Origin of the sequence: Vibrio sp. B7, from assembly GCF_963888765.1 — a bacterium.
Lineage (GTDB): Bacteria > Pseudomonadota > Gammaproteobacteria > Enterobacterales > Vibrionaceae > Vibrio > Vibrio anguillarum.
This window is the reverse complement of sequence record NZ_CAWPKR010000038.1, coordinates 191,845-207,137: the sequence shown is the minus strand read 5'-3', so window position 1 is coordinate 207,137 and position 15,293 is coordinate 191,845. Positions and strand designations below refer to the sequence as shown.

General features: G+C 43.6%; 11 protein-coding genes. 4 read left to right on the top strand and 7 right to left on the bottom strand.

The annotated features are described in order from the left end of the window. Positions 1–2 precede the first annotated feature (2 nt). The gene (locus tag AACV32_RS15865) at positions 3–659 is read left to right on the top strand and encodes a response regulator (protein ID WP_013856454.1); all 657 of its coding nucleotides are present in this window, start codon (positions 3–5) and stop codon (positions 657–659) included. Then, positions 649–2,061 (top strand): ATP-binding protein, encoded by a 1,413-nt coding sequence (locus AACV32_RS15860; protein WP_017047058.1) that lies wholly within the window; start codon positions 649–651, stop codon positions 2,059–2,061. The genes AACV32_RS15865 and AACV32_RS15860 overlap by 11 nt, the downstream gene beginning before the upstream one ends. 29 nt (positions 2,062–2,090) lie before the next feature. Here the strand turns inward: AACV32_RS15860 and AACV32_RS15855 are convergent, their stop codons facing one another. Both AACV32_RS15855 and AACV32_RS15850 read right to left on the bottom strand, forming a co-directional pair. Then, positions 2,091–3,728, bottom strand: coding sequence for a phosphoethanolamine transferase (locus AACV32_RS15855; protein WP_170895377.1), 1,638 nt, complete (start codon positions 3,726–3,728; stop codon positions 2,091–2,093). Positions 3,729–3,891: 163 nt separating this feature from the next. Next, positions 3,892–4,335 (bottom strand): Lrp/AsnC family transcriptional regulator, encoded by a 444-nt coding sequence (locus tag AACV32_RS15850; protein ID WP_017050939.1) that lies wholly within the window; start codon positions 4,333–4,335, stop codon positions 3,892–3,894. A 105-nt stretch (positions 4,336–4,440) separates the two neighbouring features. Between AACV32_RS15850 and AACV32_RS15845 the strand changes: the two genes are divergently transcribed. Further along, the gene (locus AACV32_RS15845; RefSeq protein ID WP_013856459.1) at positions 4,441–5,025 is read left to right on the top strand and encodes a LysE family translocator; all 585 of its coding nucleotides are present in this window, start codon (positions 4,441–4,443) and stop codon (positions 5,023–5,025) included. Positions 5,026–5,132: 107 nt separating this feature from the next. Here the strand turns inward: AACV32_RS15845 and AACV32_RS15840 are convergent, their stop codons facing one another. The 5 genes from AACV32_RS15840 to AACV32_RS15820 all read right to left on the bottom strand — a co-directional run bounded on the left by AACV32_RS15840 (position 5,133) and on the right by AACV32_RS15820 (position 14,528). Then, complete coding sequence (locus tag AACV32_RS15840) at positions 5,133–6,791, bottom strand: putative transporter (RefSeq protein WP_026027818.1); 1,659 nt, start codon at positions 6,789–6,791, stop codon at positions 5,133–5,135. A 347-nt stretch (positions 6,792–7,138) separates the two neighbouring features. Beyond that, on the bottom strand, positions 7,139–8,083 hold the full coding sequence (locus AACV32_RS15835) for a diguanylate cyclase domain-containing protein (RefSeq protein WP_170895378.1): 945 nt from the start codon (positions 8,081–8,083) through the stop codon (positions 7,139–7,141). Beyond that, positions 8,073–11,894, bottom strand: coding sequence for a PAS domain-containing hybrid sensor histidine kinase/response regulator (locus tag AACV32_RS15830; RefSeq protein WP_170895379.1), 3,822 nt, complete (start codon positions 11,892–11,894; stop codon positions 8,073–8,075). Before AACV32_RS15830 ends, AACV32_RS15835 begins: the two co-directional genes overlap by 11 nt. 358 nt (positions 11,895–12,252) lie before the next feature. Next, positions 12,253–12,936 carry a response regulator transcription factor gene (locus AACV32_RS15825; RefSeq protein ID WP_170895380.1) on the bottom strand — a complete coding sequence of 228 codons (684 nt, stop codon included), beginning with the start codon at positions 12,934–12,936 and terminating at the stop codon, positions 12,253–12,255. Further along, positions 12,933–14,528: a sensor histidine kinase gene (locus AACV32_RS15820; protein ID WP_170895381.1), complete on the bottom strand. Its 1,596-nt coding sequence runs from the start codon at positions 14,526–14,528 to the stop codon at positions 12,933–12,935. Before AACV32_RS15820 ends, AACV32_RS15825 begins: the two co-directional genes overlap by 4 nt. 176 nt (positions 14,529–14,704) lie before the next feature. Between AACV32_RS15820 and AACV32_RS15815 the strand changes: the two genes are divergently transcribed. Continuing rightward, positions 14,705–15,271, top strand: coding sequence for a phosphoribosyl-AMP cyclohydrolase (locus tag AACV32_RS15815; RefSeq protein WP_094128911.1), 567 nt, complete (start codon positions 14,705–14,707; stop codon positions 15,269–15,271). Positions 15,272–15,293: the final 22 nt, after the last annotated feature.

The following is a 15,293-nucleotide window of genomic DNA, read 5'->3' as shown; positions in this document are numbered from 1 at the left end:
GTATGCGTTTATTATTAGTCGAAGATGACAAACAACTGGGCGAGTCAATGCAGGTGGCGTTGACTCGCCAAGGTTATACGGTGGATTGGTTAGAAAAAGGTGGCGGCGTGGCGTGTGCGCTCAAAACTGAACAGTTTTCGGCGGTGATCTTGGATTTAACCTTACCGGATATGGATGGTCTTGAGGTGTTGCGTGGCATTAGAAACGCCGGTTATTCGCTGCCTGTGATGATCCTAACGGCGCGTGATGATATTAGCGATCGCGTCAAAGGGTTAGATGGTGGAGCCGATGAATATATAGGTAAACCCTTTGCGCTAGAAGAGCTACTGGCACGTCTACGGCTTATCATTCGTCGTAGCTCGGGCAGCGCCGAGGCTCTGATTTCGATTGGTGATCTGAGCCTCTCTCTTTCCAAGCAGGAGATTGAATATCGTCAGCAACCCCTTAAACTGACGCGTAATGAATATAAAATTCTCGCCAGTTTGATCACTCAAGCAGGGCGAGTGATGAGCAAAGAGCTATTGCAACAAGCGCTTCATGGCTGGGACGAAGGCAGCAGTGACAACGCTATCGAAGTTCACATTCATAACTTGCGTAAAAAAATGCCAGAAAATGTCATCAAAAATATCCGTGGTGTGGGGTATATGATTGAAAAATAAAAAAGTCTTTTCGATTAAACGTCGTTTAACACAGTCGGCTGTATGGTTAAGCGGTAGTTTACTGCTTATTTCTCTCTACTTCAGTTTTTCTACGGCACATCATGAAATTGGAGAAGTCTACGATGCGCGCTTAGGTCAATCGGCAAAATTACTGTTGATGGCGACTTCTGTCTCTATAAAAGAAGGAGACAATGCCGATCTTCATCAACAGTTTGATCAGTGGATGCAAAGCATTGAACGTCTTTCGCAAGCCAACAAGGAGATGGCAACGCAGTATGGTCACCCTTATGAGCGGTACATTCTGTTTCAGTTTTATCGAGATGGTCAGTTGATGTACAGCTCTGATAGCCAGCAACCCGCCTTTAGCACTAATGCCAGCAATGATGGATTTGGCAGTGTCACTATTGATGGTCAAACATGGCGTTATTTTCAATTGGCGCAACCTCATCCTGATCGCGGCTCTGAATACATTCTCGTTGCGGAAAAACAGAGTATTCGTGATGAAATGGTCAATGAAATTGCACTGTCGACCGCATTGCCGCAATTGATCCTGATCCCATGCGTTATCTTGGTGCTGGTGATGCTTATTGGCCGAAGTTTCAAACCACTGCAAGAGCTAAAATCGGCGATTGCCATTCGCAGTGTCCACAAGTTGGATCGCATTTACGTTACAGAACAAACCACTGAACTTTCACCATTAGTAGAGACACTCAACCAACTGTTGGCTCAATTAGAATTGGCTTGGCAGCGAGAGAAGCGCTTTACGCGTATGGCTGCTCATGAACTTAAAACGCCACTGACGGTATTGAGATTAAATGCCGAAAACGCGATGCTTAGCCAGAATGAGCAGCAACTGAAATATGATCTGGACATGATTCTTAAGGGTATTGAGCGTACTGACCGCCTTATTCATCAGTTGTTGATGTTAGCCAAAGTCGAAAGCACTATGGAATTGTCATCACAAACGGTCGATCTCTCAGTCTCTATTAAGCAAGTTATCGCAGACCTTGCGCCGTTAGCCTTAAAGCACGACCAACAATTGAGCTTTGAAGGGCAGAGTTTGTCGGTTCAAGGCGACGAGCTATTACTCGGCGTGTTGTTTAAAAACTTAATCGATAATGCGATGCGCTATTCTGGCGTACACAGTCACATTGATATTACGTTGCATGGCGATGATCAGTTTATTCAAGTGAATGTGACTGATAGCGGCCCCAACATCACGAACGAAGCCCGAGAAAAAATATTTGATAACTTTTATCGAGCTAACAGTGAAAAAGGCGATGGGGCAGGGCTTGGAATGTCGATTTGCCGTGATATCGCCGCGCTGCATAATGCCACCGTCGAGTTGCTGCCGAGACACAACGACAGCAACATCTTCAGGGTTTGTTTTCATCTAAGTTAACGGGCCTCTTCTGTTTTTATCCACACTCTTTAGCGGCATGGCGCAAAAATATCTTGCGCTTTCTCGTATGCATTGGTTGATACATCCATAATGCCAAGTAAAGAGTGAAAGAGATTACTGTGAGCATAGGGCTGAGTGGCTGTTTGACGTAAACAGGTTTGATTCACGCCTTTCGTACGGGCGAATTCGTCAGATAACCAGACTAAAAGCGGTACTTGAGTTTGATAATCGGGTGCTAGGCTGTACGGCATACCATGTAAGAACAGTCCATTTTCTCCCAGCGATTCCCCATGGTCGGAGACATAAATCAATGCGGTGTTGTATTGCGCTTGCAGTGATTTTAGCTTTTCAATCAGCTGCGCCAAAACAAAATCTGTGTAACGAATAGTGTTGTCGTAAGTATTCACTATCTGCTCAACGCTGCAATTTTCAATATCCGCTCTTGGGCAATCAGGTTGATATTTCGCCATTTCTTTAGGATAGCGCTTAAAGTAGGTTGGCCCGTGACTTCCAATAATGTGCATGAAAATCATTCGGTTACCAGTTTGGTTGGCAATTTCTTCATCTAAGTTGTCTAGCATTGTGACGTCATAACAAGTGCTGCCGTCACATCGGCCTTCTCGCGCAGTTTTATCCAGCTCTTTCTGCGGAATATTTTTCGCGACGCCTTTATCGCCTCCATCATTTTCTTTCCATAAGAGGTCGACGCCTGCGCGCTGCAAGATATCGAGGACGTTGTCTTGGTTATCCGCTTTGGTACGATCAAAATTATGACGATCCATATTGGAAAATAAACAAGGTACAGAGACCGCTGTTGCAGTACCACAAGAGGCGACATCACTGAAAAATATAGGCTGATAAGGCGCGGTATAAGCATTGGTATCACGTGTGTAGCCGTAGTATTGGTAATTTTGTGCGCGAGCCGTTTCTCCTAGCACAAATAAGACTAAGGTTGGTTTTTCTGCATCACGGCTATGGGTAGTTTTCGGTTGCTGCTGCGCATCAGCGCCGATAATTTGATACACCACGGGCTCGGTAAAATAACGGTCTTTCACAAGACCATAAGCGCTATAGACAAAGTGAGTGGGGATGATCATTTTCTTGAGGTAACTATTGTTGCGTCCAACCGACGAATAGTTCTGATAATACAGCGCCGCAATAATGATGATGCCGAGTAAAGAGAGCAATATTGATAGCGCTTTATAGCCTAAAAAGCGGGAAATGGATTTTTCTACTTTAAGTGGCGAAAGCAGTAATAGAACGGTAGGGAGGATGCCCAACGCTGAGATCCAGACAATGGAATAGAGACTGACATAAGAGCCTGCCTCACTGCTATTGGTTTCAACGACATTGATCAACATGTCTCGGTCGACAATCGTGCCGTAATTGTAACTCGCATAACTCACCACAGCAGAAAGGATGAGTAAGACCGCAAAAAAAGGTTTTAGAAAATAAGGCCACGAAAACAATTGGAAAATAACGTTCAGCGCCAAAAAGAAAAAAATCGGTATTGAGAACGCAAACCCCCAATTGAACTGCTCAGCAGCCGAAAAAATCTGTGCCAATTTGGCATAAATAGGGATGTTGAGTACCAAGCTGAAATAGAGAGCAAGCAACAAGGTAATACTTGCGTATGAGAAGCGAGGATTTTTCATTGTGGGTTCCATAACATGCGGTTCTACTATAAACGTTATGATAACTATAAAGAACTTTTCTTAATAAAGACTTAAGAAACTTAATGAGTTGGGTAATATGTGATATGCGTCTTATTGCGCTTGGTTGGTAATTTCTTCGTGCTTTGTTGAGCGTTAAAAGTGATGGAGTATCACACTATTGCCGTTCGTCTTTAGGAGAGTCCATGACCACCATGGTGGTGATCGATTTCACCGTTAAGCACTCACCAAGCACATCGGCGTGAAAACGTTTATAAGCGCTGAGATCTTTGGTTTCGACACGCAGCAAATATTCGTTCATCCCGGTAATGTTGTGGCATTCGACCACCTCCTTGGCGTAGCGCACATGTTCTTCGAAACTGAGCTGCGCTTTTTTCGTATGGCTGTTTAAGCCAATTGCCACATAAGCGACAAACCCGACATCAAGTTGGGTTTTATTTAAGACCGCTCGATAGCCTTTAATGATCTGCTTACGCTCGAGATCCTGCACACGGCGCAACGTGGCGGAGGGCGATAAGCCGATGCGTTCAGCTAGTTCTACATTCGAGACTCGGCCATCAAGTTGTAGCTCTTGCAATATTCTCTCGTCAAATCTGTCCATGGTTGCTTTTTATTGCTCAATATTGGTGATATTGGCCAATATAAGCACAATATTGCCAGTCGATACCATTATTATTTGTTCATCATTATTAAATAGAGAAAGAAGATGGATTACACACAATGGTGGCCACTGGTGGCTTTTGCTTTTGTTTCGACCTTTTCACCGGGTCCAAACAACATCATGCTGATGACATCCGGTGCGAATGTGGGCTTTATGCGCACTATTCCGCACATGCTTGGTGTAACGTTTGGTTTTAGCATTATGGTGCTATTGGTTGGTGTTGGGTTAACGGGTTTATTCCATCGTTATCCTATGTTGCAACAAGGCTTGCAAATTGCCTGCACCATTTATTTGGTCTATTTGGCGATAAAAATTGCGCTGAGTAACCCTTCGCAGGGAGAGAAGCAGTATCAACCGATGTCATTTGTTTCGGCTGTACTGTTTCAATGGGTCAACCCTAAAGGTTGGTCGATGGCGCTGACTGCGGTGAGTGTATTTAACCAAAGTGCGAGTTGGGCGCAGTTAATGCTGATTTCATTGGTGTTTGCTTTGGTGAACATTCCGTCGGTCAGTGTTTGGACTGCGGCGGGTAAACAGTTGAGCCACTGGATGAATCACCCAAGTTATGTCCGCTGGTTTAACGGCGCGATGGGCGCGTTGTTGCTACTGTCCGTTGTTCCTATGCTGTAGGGATTCGGTGAGACGTTGCTGTGTGGGAGCATTATCAACGCAGCAAAAGAAAGTGGGTACTGAGCGACCCACTTTGTTTATCTAGCTTGCCTGATATTAACCGTTCGCTATATTGCCCATAAAATTAACGCCAATATTTGCGGTGAGAGTATGCGTAGGCACATTACTAACGGATAGACAGTGGCGTATGCCAATGCAGAAGCGCCACTGCTTTCGTGCAGCGCATTCGCAAAAGCAAGAGCAGGTGGATCGGTCATCGAACCTGCTAGCATGCCACAGATGGTGAGATAGTTAATATGGCCTAAAACACGAGCCAGTATTCCGACAGTGATCAATGGAATACCCGTGATCAACATGCCGTAGCCCATCCAACTGACGCCATCGCCTTGCACTAAGGTTTCAACAAAATTGCCCCCAGATTTTAACCCGACCACGGCTAAAAACAGCACAATACCAATTTCTCGTAGAGCAAGGTTCGCGCTGGGCGGCATAAACCAATACATTTTGCCAATGCTGCCGATACGCGCCAAAACCAGTGCGACAATCAGCGGTCCTCCAGCCAAGCCGAGCTTAATGGCGGCGGGGAATCCCGGTAGATAAAACGGAATAGATCCGAGTAATACCCCAAGTCCAATCCCAACGAAGACTGGTAGCATCTGCACATGCTGTAATTTTTGGTGCGCGTTGCCGACCATGCCACTGACCGCTTCAATCGCTTCTTGACGCCCGACTAAATTGAGAATGTCGCCAAACTGCAAGGTAGATTGACTGGTTGGGATAAGCTCAACCCCGGCACGGTTTAAACGCGAAACTACGACGTCGTATTTCTCTTTTAAATCCAGATCGCGCAGCTTTTTACCAAGCACAATCTCGTTGGTGACGACTAAGCGCTGTACTCGCAGCTCCGTGCCGCGTGTCGAAAGTGATGCATCAACCTCTTCGCCAATCACCAAGCGTGCTTTTTCTAACGCTTTTTTATCGCCGACCAGATGAAGCAAATCATTCACTTCAACTCGTGAATCGGGTTTGGGTACTGAAAGGTGTTCACCACGTTTAAGGCGCGAGCACACAATATCGCCATCACTGAGCGCGGGAATGTCTTTTAAGAGCAGGCCATTTAAGTTGGGGTTTTTAATCGCAACGTTAATGGTGTGCAAGCTCTCTTTTTTGTGGCCGTTGTGGATCTCAAACTCTTCGGCTTCAGCGTCAACACTGACACGAAAGGCAATTCTGAGCAGCCACATGGTAAGCAAAATACCGCATATGCCAAAGGGGTAAGCAATCGCATAACCCATACCCGTCAGGTCAAGCATGTTCTCTTGGCCACCTAACTCAGTCAGGATTTGTTGCCCCGCACCTAATGATGGCGTATTGGTGACTGCACCGGAGAATACACCAAGAATAACGGGTAAAGGCACATCAAACAGATAGTAAAGCGCGACCGTCACCACACAGCCCAGCAACACAATCAGTGCGGCAAAGGCGTTGAGTTTTAGTCCTGAGCTTCGAAGTGAAGAGAAAAAACCGGGTCCGACTTGTATACCAATGGTGTACACAAATAGGATAAGGCCGAACTCTTGAATAAAATGCAACGTATTGTAGTCAAGAACCACACCCCACATGCCTGTAAAGTGGCCGACGAGAATGCCGCCAAACAGCACCCCACCGATCCCTAAACCAACACCGTAGACGCGCCAATTCCCTATCCACAAACCCAGCACAGCTACCAGCGAGAGAATGCTGATAGAAAGTGCAATGTCACTCATGATGAGTCTCCTGAACAATTAAAAAACGGCTGGTGGGCAAGCTTAATGAACGGCAGGGGTAGGCGTAAGAACTCAGTTAGTGGTTATGTCTACAGCTGGAGGGTTCAAATACGGCATTGAGAAGTCACCTAGTGAAATGAACTCTCGATGTCGTTTTGTGGTTGCCCTGAACTTATGACCAGTAATACTGTAATGGACTACAAATGTTAACTATAGGTATGCAAATTTGTGCACCGGAACGAATATTAAATTTCTCAGATAAGTAATTGTTAGATAAGAGTTAATAAAATCACACTTCCCAAAAAGCTAGCCTTATCTTTTCTTATGTTAAGAAAGTGTTGGTTTGTCTAGTCTGTACTCTTTTCACTAGTGATATTCGTTTGGTTTCGTCCGGTGTTTTTCGCTTGATAGAGCATGTTGTCAGCCAATTTAATTAACTGCTCTGGTGAATGGGAACCTTCTAAGTCGACTGCGCCTCCAATGCTGATGGTTAAAAAACCGTTTTCAGCCGCTGGGTGGTCTATACACAGTGTTTTGATTTTATCTTGAACAAGGTTAGCAACGTACCAAATACCTTCTTGGTCCGTCTCAGGAAGAATCATGGCGAATTCTTCACCACCATACCGTGCAGCGATGTCGGTTGGTCTTCGACAACATTGGTGCAAAGTAGTGGCGACTTTTTTTAAACAATCATCACCTTCAAGGTGGCCAAATGTGTCGTTGTATTGTTTAAAATAATCAATATCGATCAGCAATAACGAGAGAGGCTGTTTTTTTCGGTAAGCTTGCGCTAAGTGAGACTTTAAGTGTTGATCGAAATAGCGGCGATTATTAAGACCGGTAAGGCCGTCTAAATATGCCAATGATCTCAGTAGGTCTGCTTGGTGCTTTAGGGTTAAATGAGCCTTGATTCTGTTTTTTAACGTATTGATATTAAATTGTTTTTTTAGAAAATCAACACCGCCTGCTTCCCAACATGCATCTTGGTCTTCTTGGGCGGTTAATCCGGTAATAAAAATAACAGGTATATCAGCGATCGTAGGGTCATTTTTGATCAAGCGGCAGGTTTGTAAGCCATCCATTTCTGGCATGATGACATCGAGTAGCACCAAATCGGGCTGACTTTCTTTGCAAACGTTGATGGCTTGCGTTCCAGATGTCGCCATCAATATCTGATAGTCATCTTTCAATAATTGATATATGAGCTGAATATTAGTCGGCTGATCATCAACGATGAGTACCGTGAAGTCAGTTTTCTTGTTGAAGTTTAGTAAACCGTAATTAGATAGCATCGGAAAACTCTTTGTTTTTCATGATTTCTTTTAGTATTGCAGTTGCTTGTTCAAACGCCAAACTTTGTACTTGTTCTGCAAGTTGTTTTGTTAACTCTTCATCAATCATATTTAATTGTGCTGAGATTTCTTCAAATAATGTCGTCGCTTCCATATTTGAAGTGTTGAAACATCTCCCGAGCATGAGCAGTTTTTCTCTAAATATTGCTTTATCCATGGCAACTGGTGTTGTAGTCGTTAGTTGCTCGTTTCTGAGTAAATTCATCAATGATCTGAGTTGTGATTGGGCAAATAGTACGTCAGCCAATAAGCTACTATTTCTTCTCATCATCTCTGTGGTTGCTATTGAACATTCGAGCTCAGCTTTTGCTAACTTTTCCGACAATTGTGTAAGTCCACAGCTTTCTGAACCACTTTTTAAACTGTGGTAGATACGCAATGCGACATCAGTGGCAATTTCAGTAGATTGCAGTTGTGATATAGCATCTTGCATATCAATGACAAATTGATTGATTACTTTTAGATAAACGGATAAATCGCCGATTCGATTTATCGCTTGATTGAGTTTAATACCATGTTTGTCTGCATATTCTTGAGCTGGTGTCGATATTTTTTGATTATGGGGAGCTACCACTTGGTGTTTTGCTGGGAGCGTTTTTTGAGTTACGAAGTGTTGAATTTTTTTAACCACATCATTGATCTCGAAAGGTTTCGCAATATGGTCATTCATACCTGCAGCTAAACAGGTGGCTTTATCTTCAGGGCGAGCATTAGCTGTCATTGCTAATATTGGAAGTTGATGAAACTTCATCTCTTGTCGGATCTTACGAGTCGTTTCATAACCATCCATACCGGGCATTTGAATATCCATCAGTACTAGGGAAAACTGCTGATTTTGCAGTATATCTAGTGCTTTAAAGCCGTCCTCAGCTTCGATAATTGTTGCGCCACGTTCGCTGAGTAATTCGGTTGCGACCAAGCGATTGGTCGGATTATCTTCAACCAGCAATATGCTGATACCAGATAAGCTATCGTTTGAATTTATTCGATGGAATGTTTCTGCAAATACTGCATCTTTACTTTGCAGTACATTGATAATGGTTTGTTTGATTAGCTCTGGCGTTACTGGCTTTATCAGCACGGTTTCTAAAAGTTCATGGGTGTCTTCTAAATGTTTGTCGAGAATTTCTAGGCCAAAAGCCGTAATCATGATGACTAAAGGTATTTTTTTGAGATTTTTCTGGTTTTTGATGGATCGAGTAAGAGCCAAGCCATCCATATCAGGAAGTTTCCAGTCAACAAATGCGAGATCAATCACTTCGTTTTGTTGAGCTAAGTTGTGTAGTTGTGCTAAAGCTTCATCGGCGTTGGGCGCAGCAAACACTTGGCAGCCTAGTTTTTGGAGTATGTCTTGAAGAATTAAACGTGCGGTTTCATTATCTTCTACCACTAATATGTTTAAACCCTGTGTAAGATGCGAGTAAATGTCATTACAAACAGGCGCGAAGTTTAATGTAATGGTGAACGCAAATTCACTCCCCTTACCAAGTTGGCTGGTTACGCTAATGTCACCTTGCATCAGGCTCACTAGCCGTTTTACGATCGATAAACCTAATCCTGTACCGCCATACTTTCGGCTAATTGACGACTCAGCCTGGCTAAATCCATTAAAGATAATTGCTTTCTGTTCTTGGGTCATCCCAATGCCAGTGTCTGACACTTTAAAAAGCAAGGTGCAATTATTTTCTGATATTTTCTGTGTTCCTATGGATATTTTTATTTCACCTGCATCAGTAAATTTAATGGCATTACCGGCTAAATTTAATAATATCTGTCGTAAGCGTAGGCTGTCGCCGATCAAGATGGTTGGAACATCAGGCGCAACATCATAAATGATCTCGATGGCTTTCTCTTGAAGGCTTGACGACAGTAGTATCCCCGTTTCTTGTAACAGATCTGGAAGTGAAAATGAAGATTGCTCTAATTCAAGCTTTCCTGCTTCCACTTTAGAAAAGTCTAAAATATCGTTTAAAAGAACGAGTAGAGACTTGGCTGCACTTTGTGTTTTACTTAAGTAGTCGATCTGCTGGCTACTTAAATCGGTATTGAGAGTCATCTGTAATAACCCCAAAATAGCGTTCATTGGGGTTCGAATTTCATGGCTCATATTCGCCAAAAAATCAGACTTAGCTCGGTTTGCGTACTCCGCTTGCTCTTTGGCTTCCGCGAGTTCTTTCTCTTTTTGTAGCTGTTCCGTTAAGTCATAAGCAATACCTAAGAAGCCGACTAACTGACCGTAGTCATCTATTAATCCACCGACATAAAGTTTAACCGGAATGTGTTGGCCGTTTTTACTGATGTAAGTCCAATGATTAATATCGGATTTGCCTAATTTTGCTTTAGCGACAAAAGCATCAAACCCGACTTCTACAGTTTCTCCTAGTTCTAACGATAGATCTTTTGCTCGTCGAGCTACCTCTTCAGATAGGTGAAATATCGCCGGTGTTTTTTTCCCCACCAGTTCACTGGCACTGTAACCGATCAGTTTTTCTGCAGAGGGGTTAAATATAGTGATTAATCCATCTAGATCCGTCGCGATAATAGCGTAACCAGCACTGCTCAAAATGCTGCGCTGTAGAGCATTCGCTTGCGAAATCTCCTCTGTTCTTTGGTTGACCAATTTTTCTAGTTGAAGATTGGTTTCTGTCAGTACGGCTTCCCTTGCTTGAGCGATCTCTATTTTGTGTTTGGCTAACTGATCTCGACGAGAACGCATCATTTGAATGATAAAAACAGTCAACATAAGCAATAATGTGGCCGTTAAGATCTCTTGATAAGTTTGGTTGTAAGCATCTAATGGTAGAGATTCAATAAACTTGTTGGTAGCAATCAGATTGAGTTCCCATTGACGCCCAAACAAATCAATAGTTTGAGTTACTTGATAAGAGGTCTTATCTTGAATTAAGCCGCGGGTGAAAAAATGCTTTGAATTATCGTCATTGATATCACTGATGGTTAGAATAACCTCGTCATTGAGGCCAGCCACAACACTTAATACTTCATCTATCAAAATAGCGGAATAGCTCCAGCCTCTCAGCTTACTTAATCGCTCTTCTATAGAAGATGAATCCGCTATTTTATTTGTGTTGTACACTGGCATTAGCATCAGAAAGCCTTGCTGTGTTTTTTTATGGGCTTGCACGAGAGTAATAGGAGCGGTAAGGCGTACAGCGTTACTTTTGGCAGCCTCTAAGGCGGCAGCTCGACGCATTGCCTCTGAACCAATATCTAAGCCGATCGCCTGTTTATTGTGGTCTTCGGGCTCAATGTATTGGATAACAAACAAGCTGCTATTATGCTCTGAAAGCGAGCGAATATTGAAGGTTTTATCGGGTCTATCGCGACGAGCTTGTTCGATGAAGGCTTCTTTTTGCTCCGGTTCAACAAAACGGATGAATCCAAAGCCACGAGCTCCCGGAAACTCTTTTGGATAGTCACGGGTCTGGGTATAGCGAAACATCTGGTCATAATCAAATGCATCGACTCCAGCTGTCATCACCGCGCCTCTAAAGCCACGTATCCCGTATTGATATAGCGTAACCTTTTCTGCTACCCCATTACTAATCTGCTGTAATCGTGAAGATAAGTCATGCCGTATATGTTCAATTCGCTCCGTTTTATGCATTTGATTAAAGTGACTTGCGGCAAATAAACCAAAGACAAGAATAAGCAAAGGCAGCCAAAGTGCGTTTAAGATGGTTTTATTTAATTTCAAAGTGGCTCTGGGTTGTTTTTCTTTTGATAGATCCATTACCTTTCCCTGCTAATTACATGCTTTTTATCGTATTATCACTTGTTTTTATGTTTTTTAAGATACCTATAACAACTTTAGCAGGATATTTCTAATTGGATAGAAATGCCGTAGACGCGCCAATTCCCTATCCACTATATACCCTTCCTACTTGAAGCTGCAGCGGTGTTGGCTACGTTCGTTCACCCCAATCACATAGTTTGCCTATGCTCATGGGGACTCACTCACTTGCCGCCTACCTGCAACTCCAAGTTGTTTGGGTATAGATATGCAAATTTGTGTACCGGAACGAATATTAAATTTTCTAGATAACGGATTGTTTTGTTAGATAAGGGTTAAATTATCCATTTCCTGTGCGTTACTCACCACTATTTTTATCGAGAAAATAGCCCATACCGCGTTTAGTTTTAATCAGTGCTGATGAGAAAGGGTCATCAATTTTTTTGCGTAGACGACGCATATACACATCGACTACGTTGGTTAGGGGATCTTGATGGAGACCCCAAACATTAGCAAGAATCCGTTCTCGGCTAAAAATATGACCGGGTTTATGCATCAATAGCTCTAATATGGAGAGTTCTTTGGCGGTTAACTCAATGGCTTGCCCTGCCCGTGTTACGGCCATGGTTGATAAGCAGAGCGTTAAGTCTGCAATGTGTAGAGTGGGCATTGGCGCAGAGTCAGAATGTCGACGTTGCAGCGCATCTAGGCGAGCCAGTAACTCTTCAAAATGAAAAGGTTTTGCCAGATAATCATCCGCACCAATGCGTAGGCCCCGAACCCGTTCTTCAACTTCGCTCAGTGCAGAAAGCATCAAAATTCGCACATCAATACCGGCTTCACGTATTTGCTGACAAAGAGTTAATCCATCGGTGTGCGGAAGCATTCGATCTAAAATTAAAATATCGGGCTCGCCGCTTATGAGTGTTTCAAGTGCGTATTGCCCATCATTTAGTCGCTGAATGTGGTGACCTTCTGCTTTGAGCCCTCGCTCAATAAAGTTGGCAATTCTGGCATCATCTTCAATTAAAAGAATTCTCATGATTCTTCCTCTTCCAGTTCAAAGGTAAGTGTAACGGTTGTGCCTTGAGCCAGTTGGCTTTGGAATGCGATGGTTCCGTGTTGCTGCTGCACAATGTTATAAGCCAGCGTTAAACCAATCCCTAAGCCATCAGGGCGATAGCGTTTGCCGTTTTCGGACCGAAAATAGCGTTGGAAAATCTGTGCGAGGTCCTCTTGGTCAATACCAATACCGTGATCTTGCAATTGAAGATGAAATTGCTGGGGCTCAACTAGCAGAGTGAGCGTAATAGGCTGGTGATGTGGATCATAGCGCAATGCATTATCGACGATAATTCGTACGGTCATCAGTAGCTTATCTAAATCAGTATGAAAGATCCGAGCTTGCCAGTTTGCCTGTTGTGGGTGAAGACATTCAAGTTGCACTTGATGCGCGTGAGTTAAAAGGGTGGCTTGTCTCGTCACCGACTGCCATAGACTCTCTAAGGTGATAGGGCTAAGAGCCGGTTGGAACAGCTTTTCATCTTGACGGATCAGCAACAATAAATCGTCGATCCGATAGGAAAGGTGGGTTGCCGATTCATTGATACGCTGTAGCGTTTGTCGATACTCTTCATCACTATTTTGACGACTGCGAAGGGTAATTTGCGCTTCTCCTAAAATGGCCGTTGCGGGAGTACGCAATTCATGGCTGACGTTCGCAAAAAACTCTTTCTGCTGGCGTTTAGCTTGCTCCAATGTTTCGAGTGCATTGGCGAGTTCTTGGGTGCGTGCAGTAACTTCTCGCTCAATGAGTTGACGCGAAGCGATCTCTTTTTGCTGCGCATTTTCAAGGCTTTGTGCCATGTAATTAAAATGCTGCGCTAGGGTTCTGAGCTCACTTGGCCCGCTGACCGATACTCGATGGTTAAGATAGCCTTGTTCTAAAGCTGAAGTGCTTTTTAGCAGTTCCGCTAACGGTTTGGATAAGGTGCGCAGTAACCAGCCTCCGAGTAGCAAGCCAAAGACTACCCCTAGTAATGATAAGGTTACAATGACATTTTCTACATCAGATAATGATTTCATCGCTGCGGCTTCATAGCGTGCAGTACGTTGTTTCTGTAGAGAAATAGCTTGATTCAGCAGCTGGCGTAGGTCGGTATTATCCACTTTATCAAAGGTGTCACTGAGTAAAAGCCAGCGATCATTATTGTCTGTGATTTTTGCGATTTCCCAGGATCGAAGCGCTGTTTTTAATCGTCCAAAGTTAGTTTCAAAGAGAGAAATGACTTTGATTTGCTGAGTGATCTCGGCAAAGTCTTGGTTGGTGATACCGTGTTGTTGTGCTTGCTCGGTTAGCAAATAGAGCTCGCTGAGCAAATCTTCAATCTTTGAAAAGCGCATGTCTCGTTTGAGCGTGCTGCCATCTTTCGTCAATAAATACTCGGCAAGCCAAATTTTCAACTGCTGTTTTTCCGTGCTCAACTGCATAAAGCTTTGCAAGATTTGATTGGAGATCTGTCCGCGCTGAATGTGCTCATTAGCGACGTTATTTGACCATAAAGCGGTGCCAGCTTGGGCTAAGATTAGGGTGAGCAACAGAGCCAGTACGAGAGATAATTGATAACGAAACATAATGATCGCCGCATAAATTCAATAGGTGAGCAGAGTAAGCGATCCGTTGGTATTGGGTAAAGAATATTCATCTGAAGTTAATCTAAGCGCATGGTTTAGGTTCATCGAGAGGCCGTAAATTACTCCCATCAACCACATTACTCCCATCAACTAGATAATTAGATAAGGCCTTCATCATGCAACGTACACATAAAAGAATTTCTATTTCAGCATTATTACTCTGCGGGTTGTTACCGCTATCCGCTCAAGCTTCTAACGTATTAGTTAATAACAACATTAACCACCAAGAGGTGCTTGATGCCCAGCAAGCTTGGGGAGAAGCGTTAATCAAGATCAGCCAGACTTATGAACAAAAAGGTCATGCTGAAGCGAAGAAATTGGCACAGCAAGTGTTAGACCAAGCGTATGGCTATCAACAAGGTGCGGTGCTTTTCAAACCTACGCTTGCCAGTGGGGAGCAAACCTTTCGCACAGAAGTAGACGGAGCGCTATCTTATTTTGTCGGCAGTGATAAGCAATACCCACAAGATTCTGGCTTTGCACTAAAAGGTTGGAAGGAGTATAGCTTTGATAACGCAGCAGTCTACATCAACGGTGATGTGGCCTTAACCATGGGGCACGTTAAGCTCATCGACAATAAAGGAAAGCAAACCGTGGTGGATAAAAGCTGGGCATTTAAGAAAGATGAACAGGGCCAACTGCGAATTGTTCTGCACCATTCATCACTGCCTTTTCAACCTTAATTGAGGGGAAAGCTTTTAGATG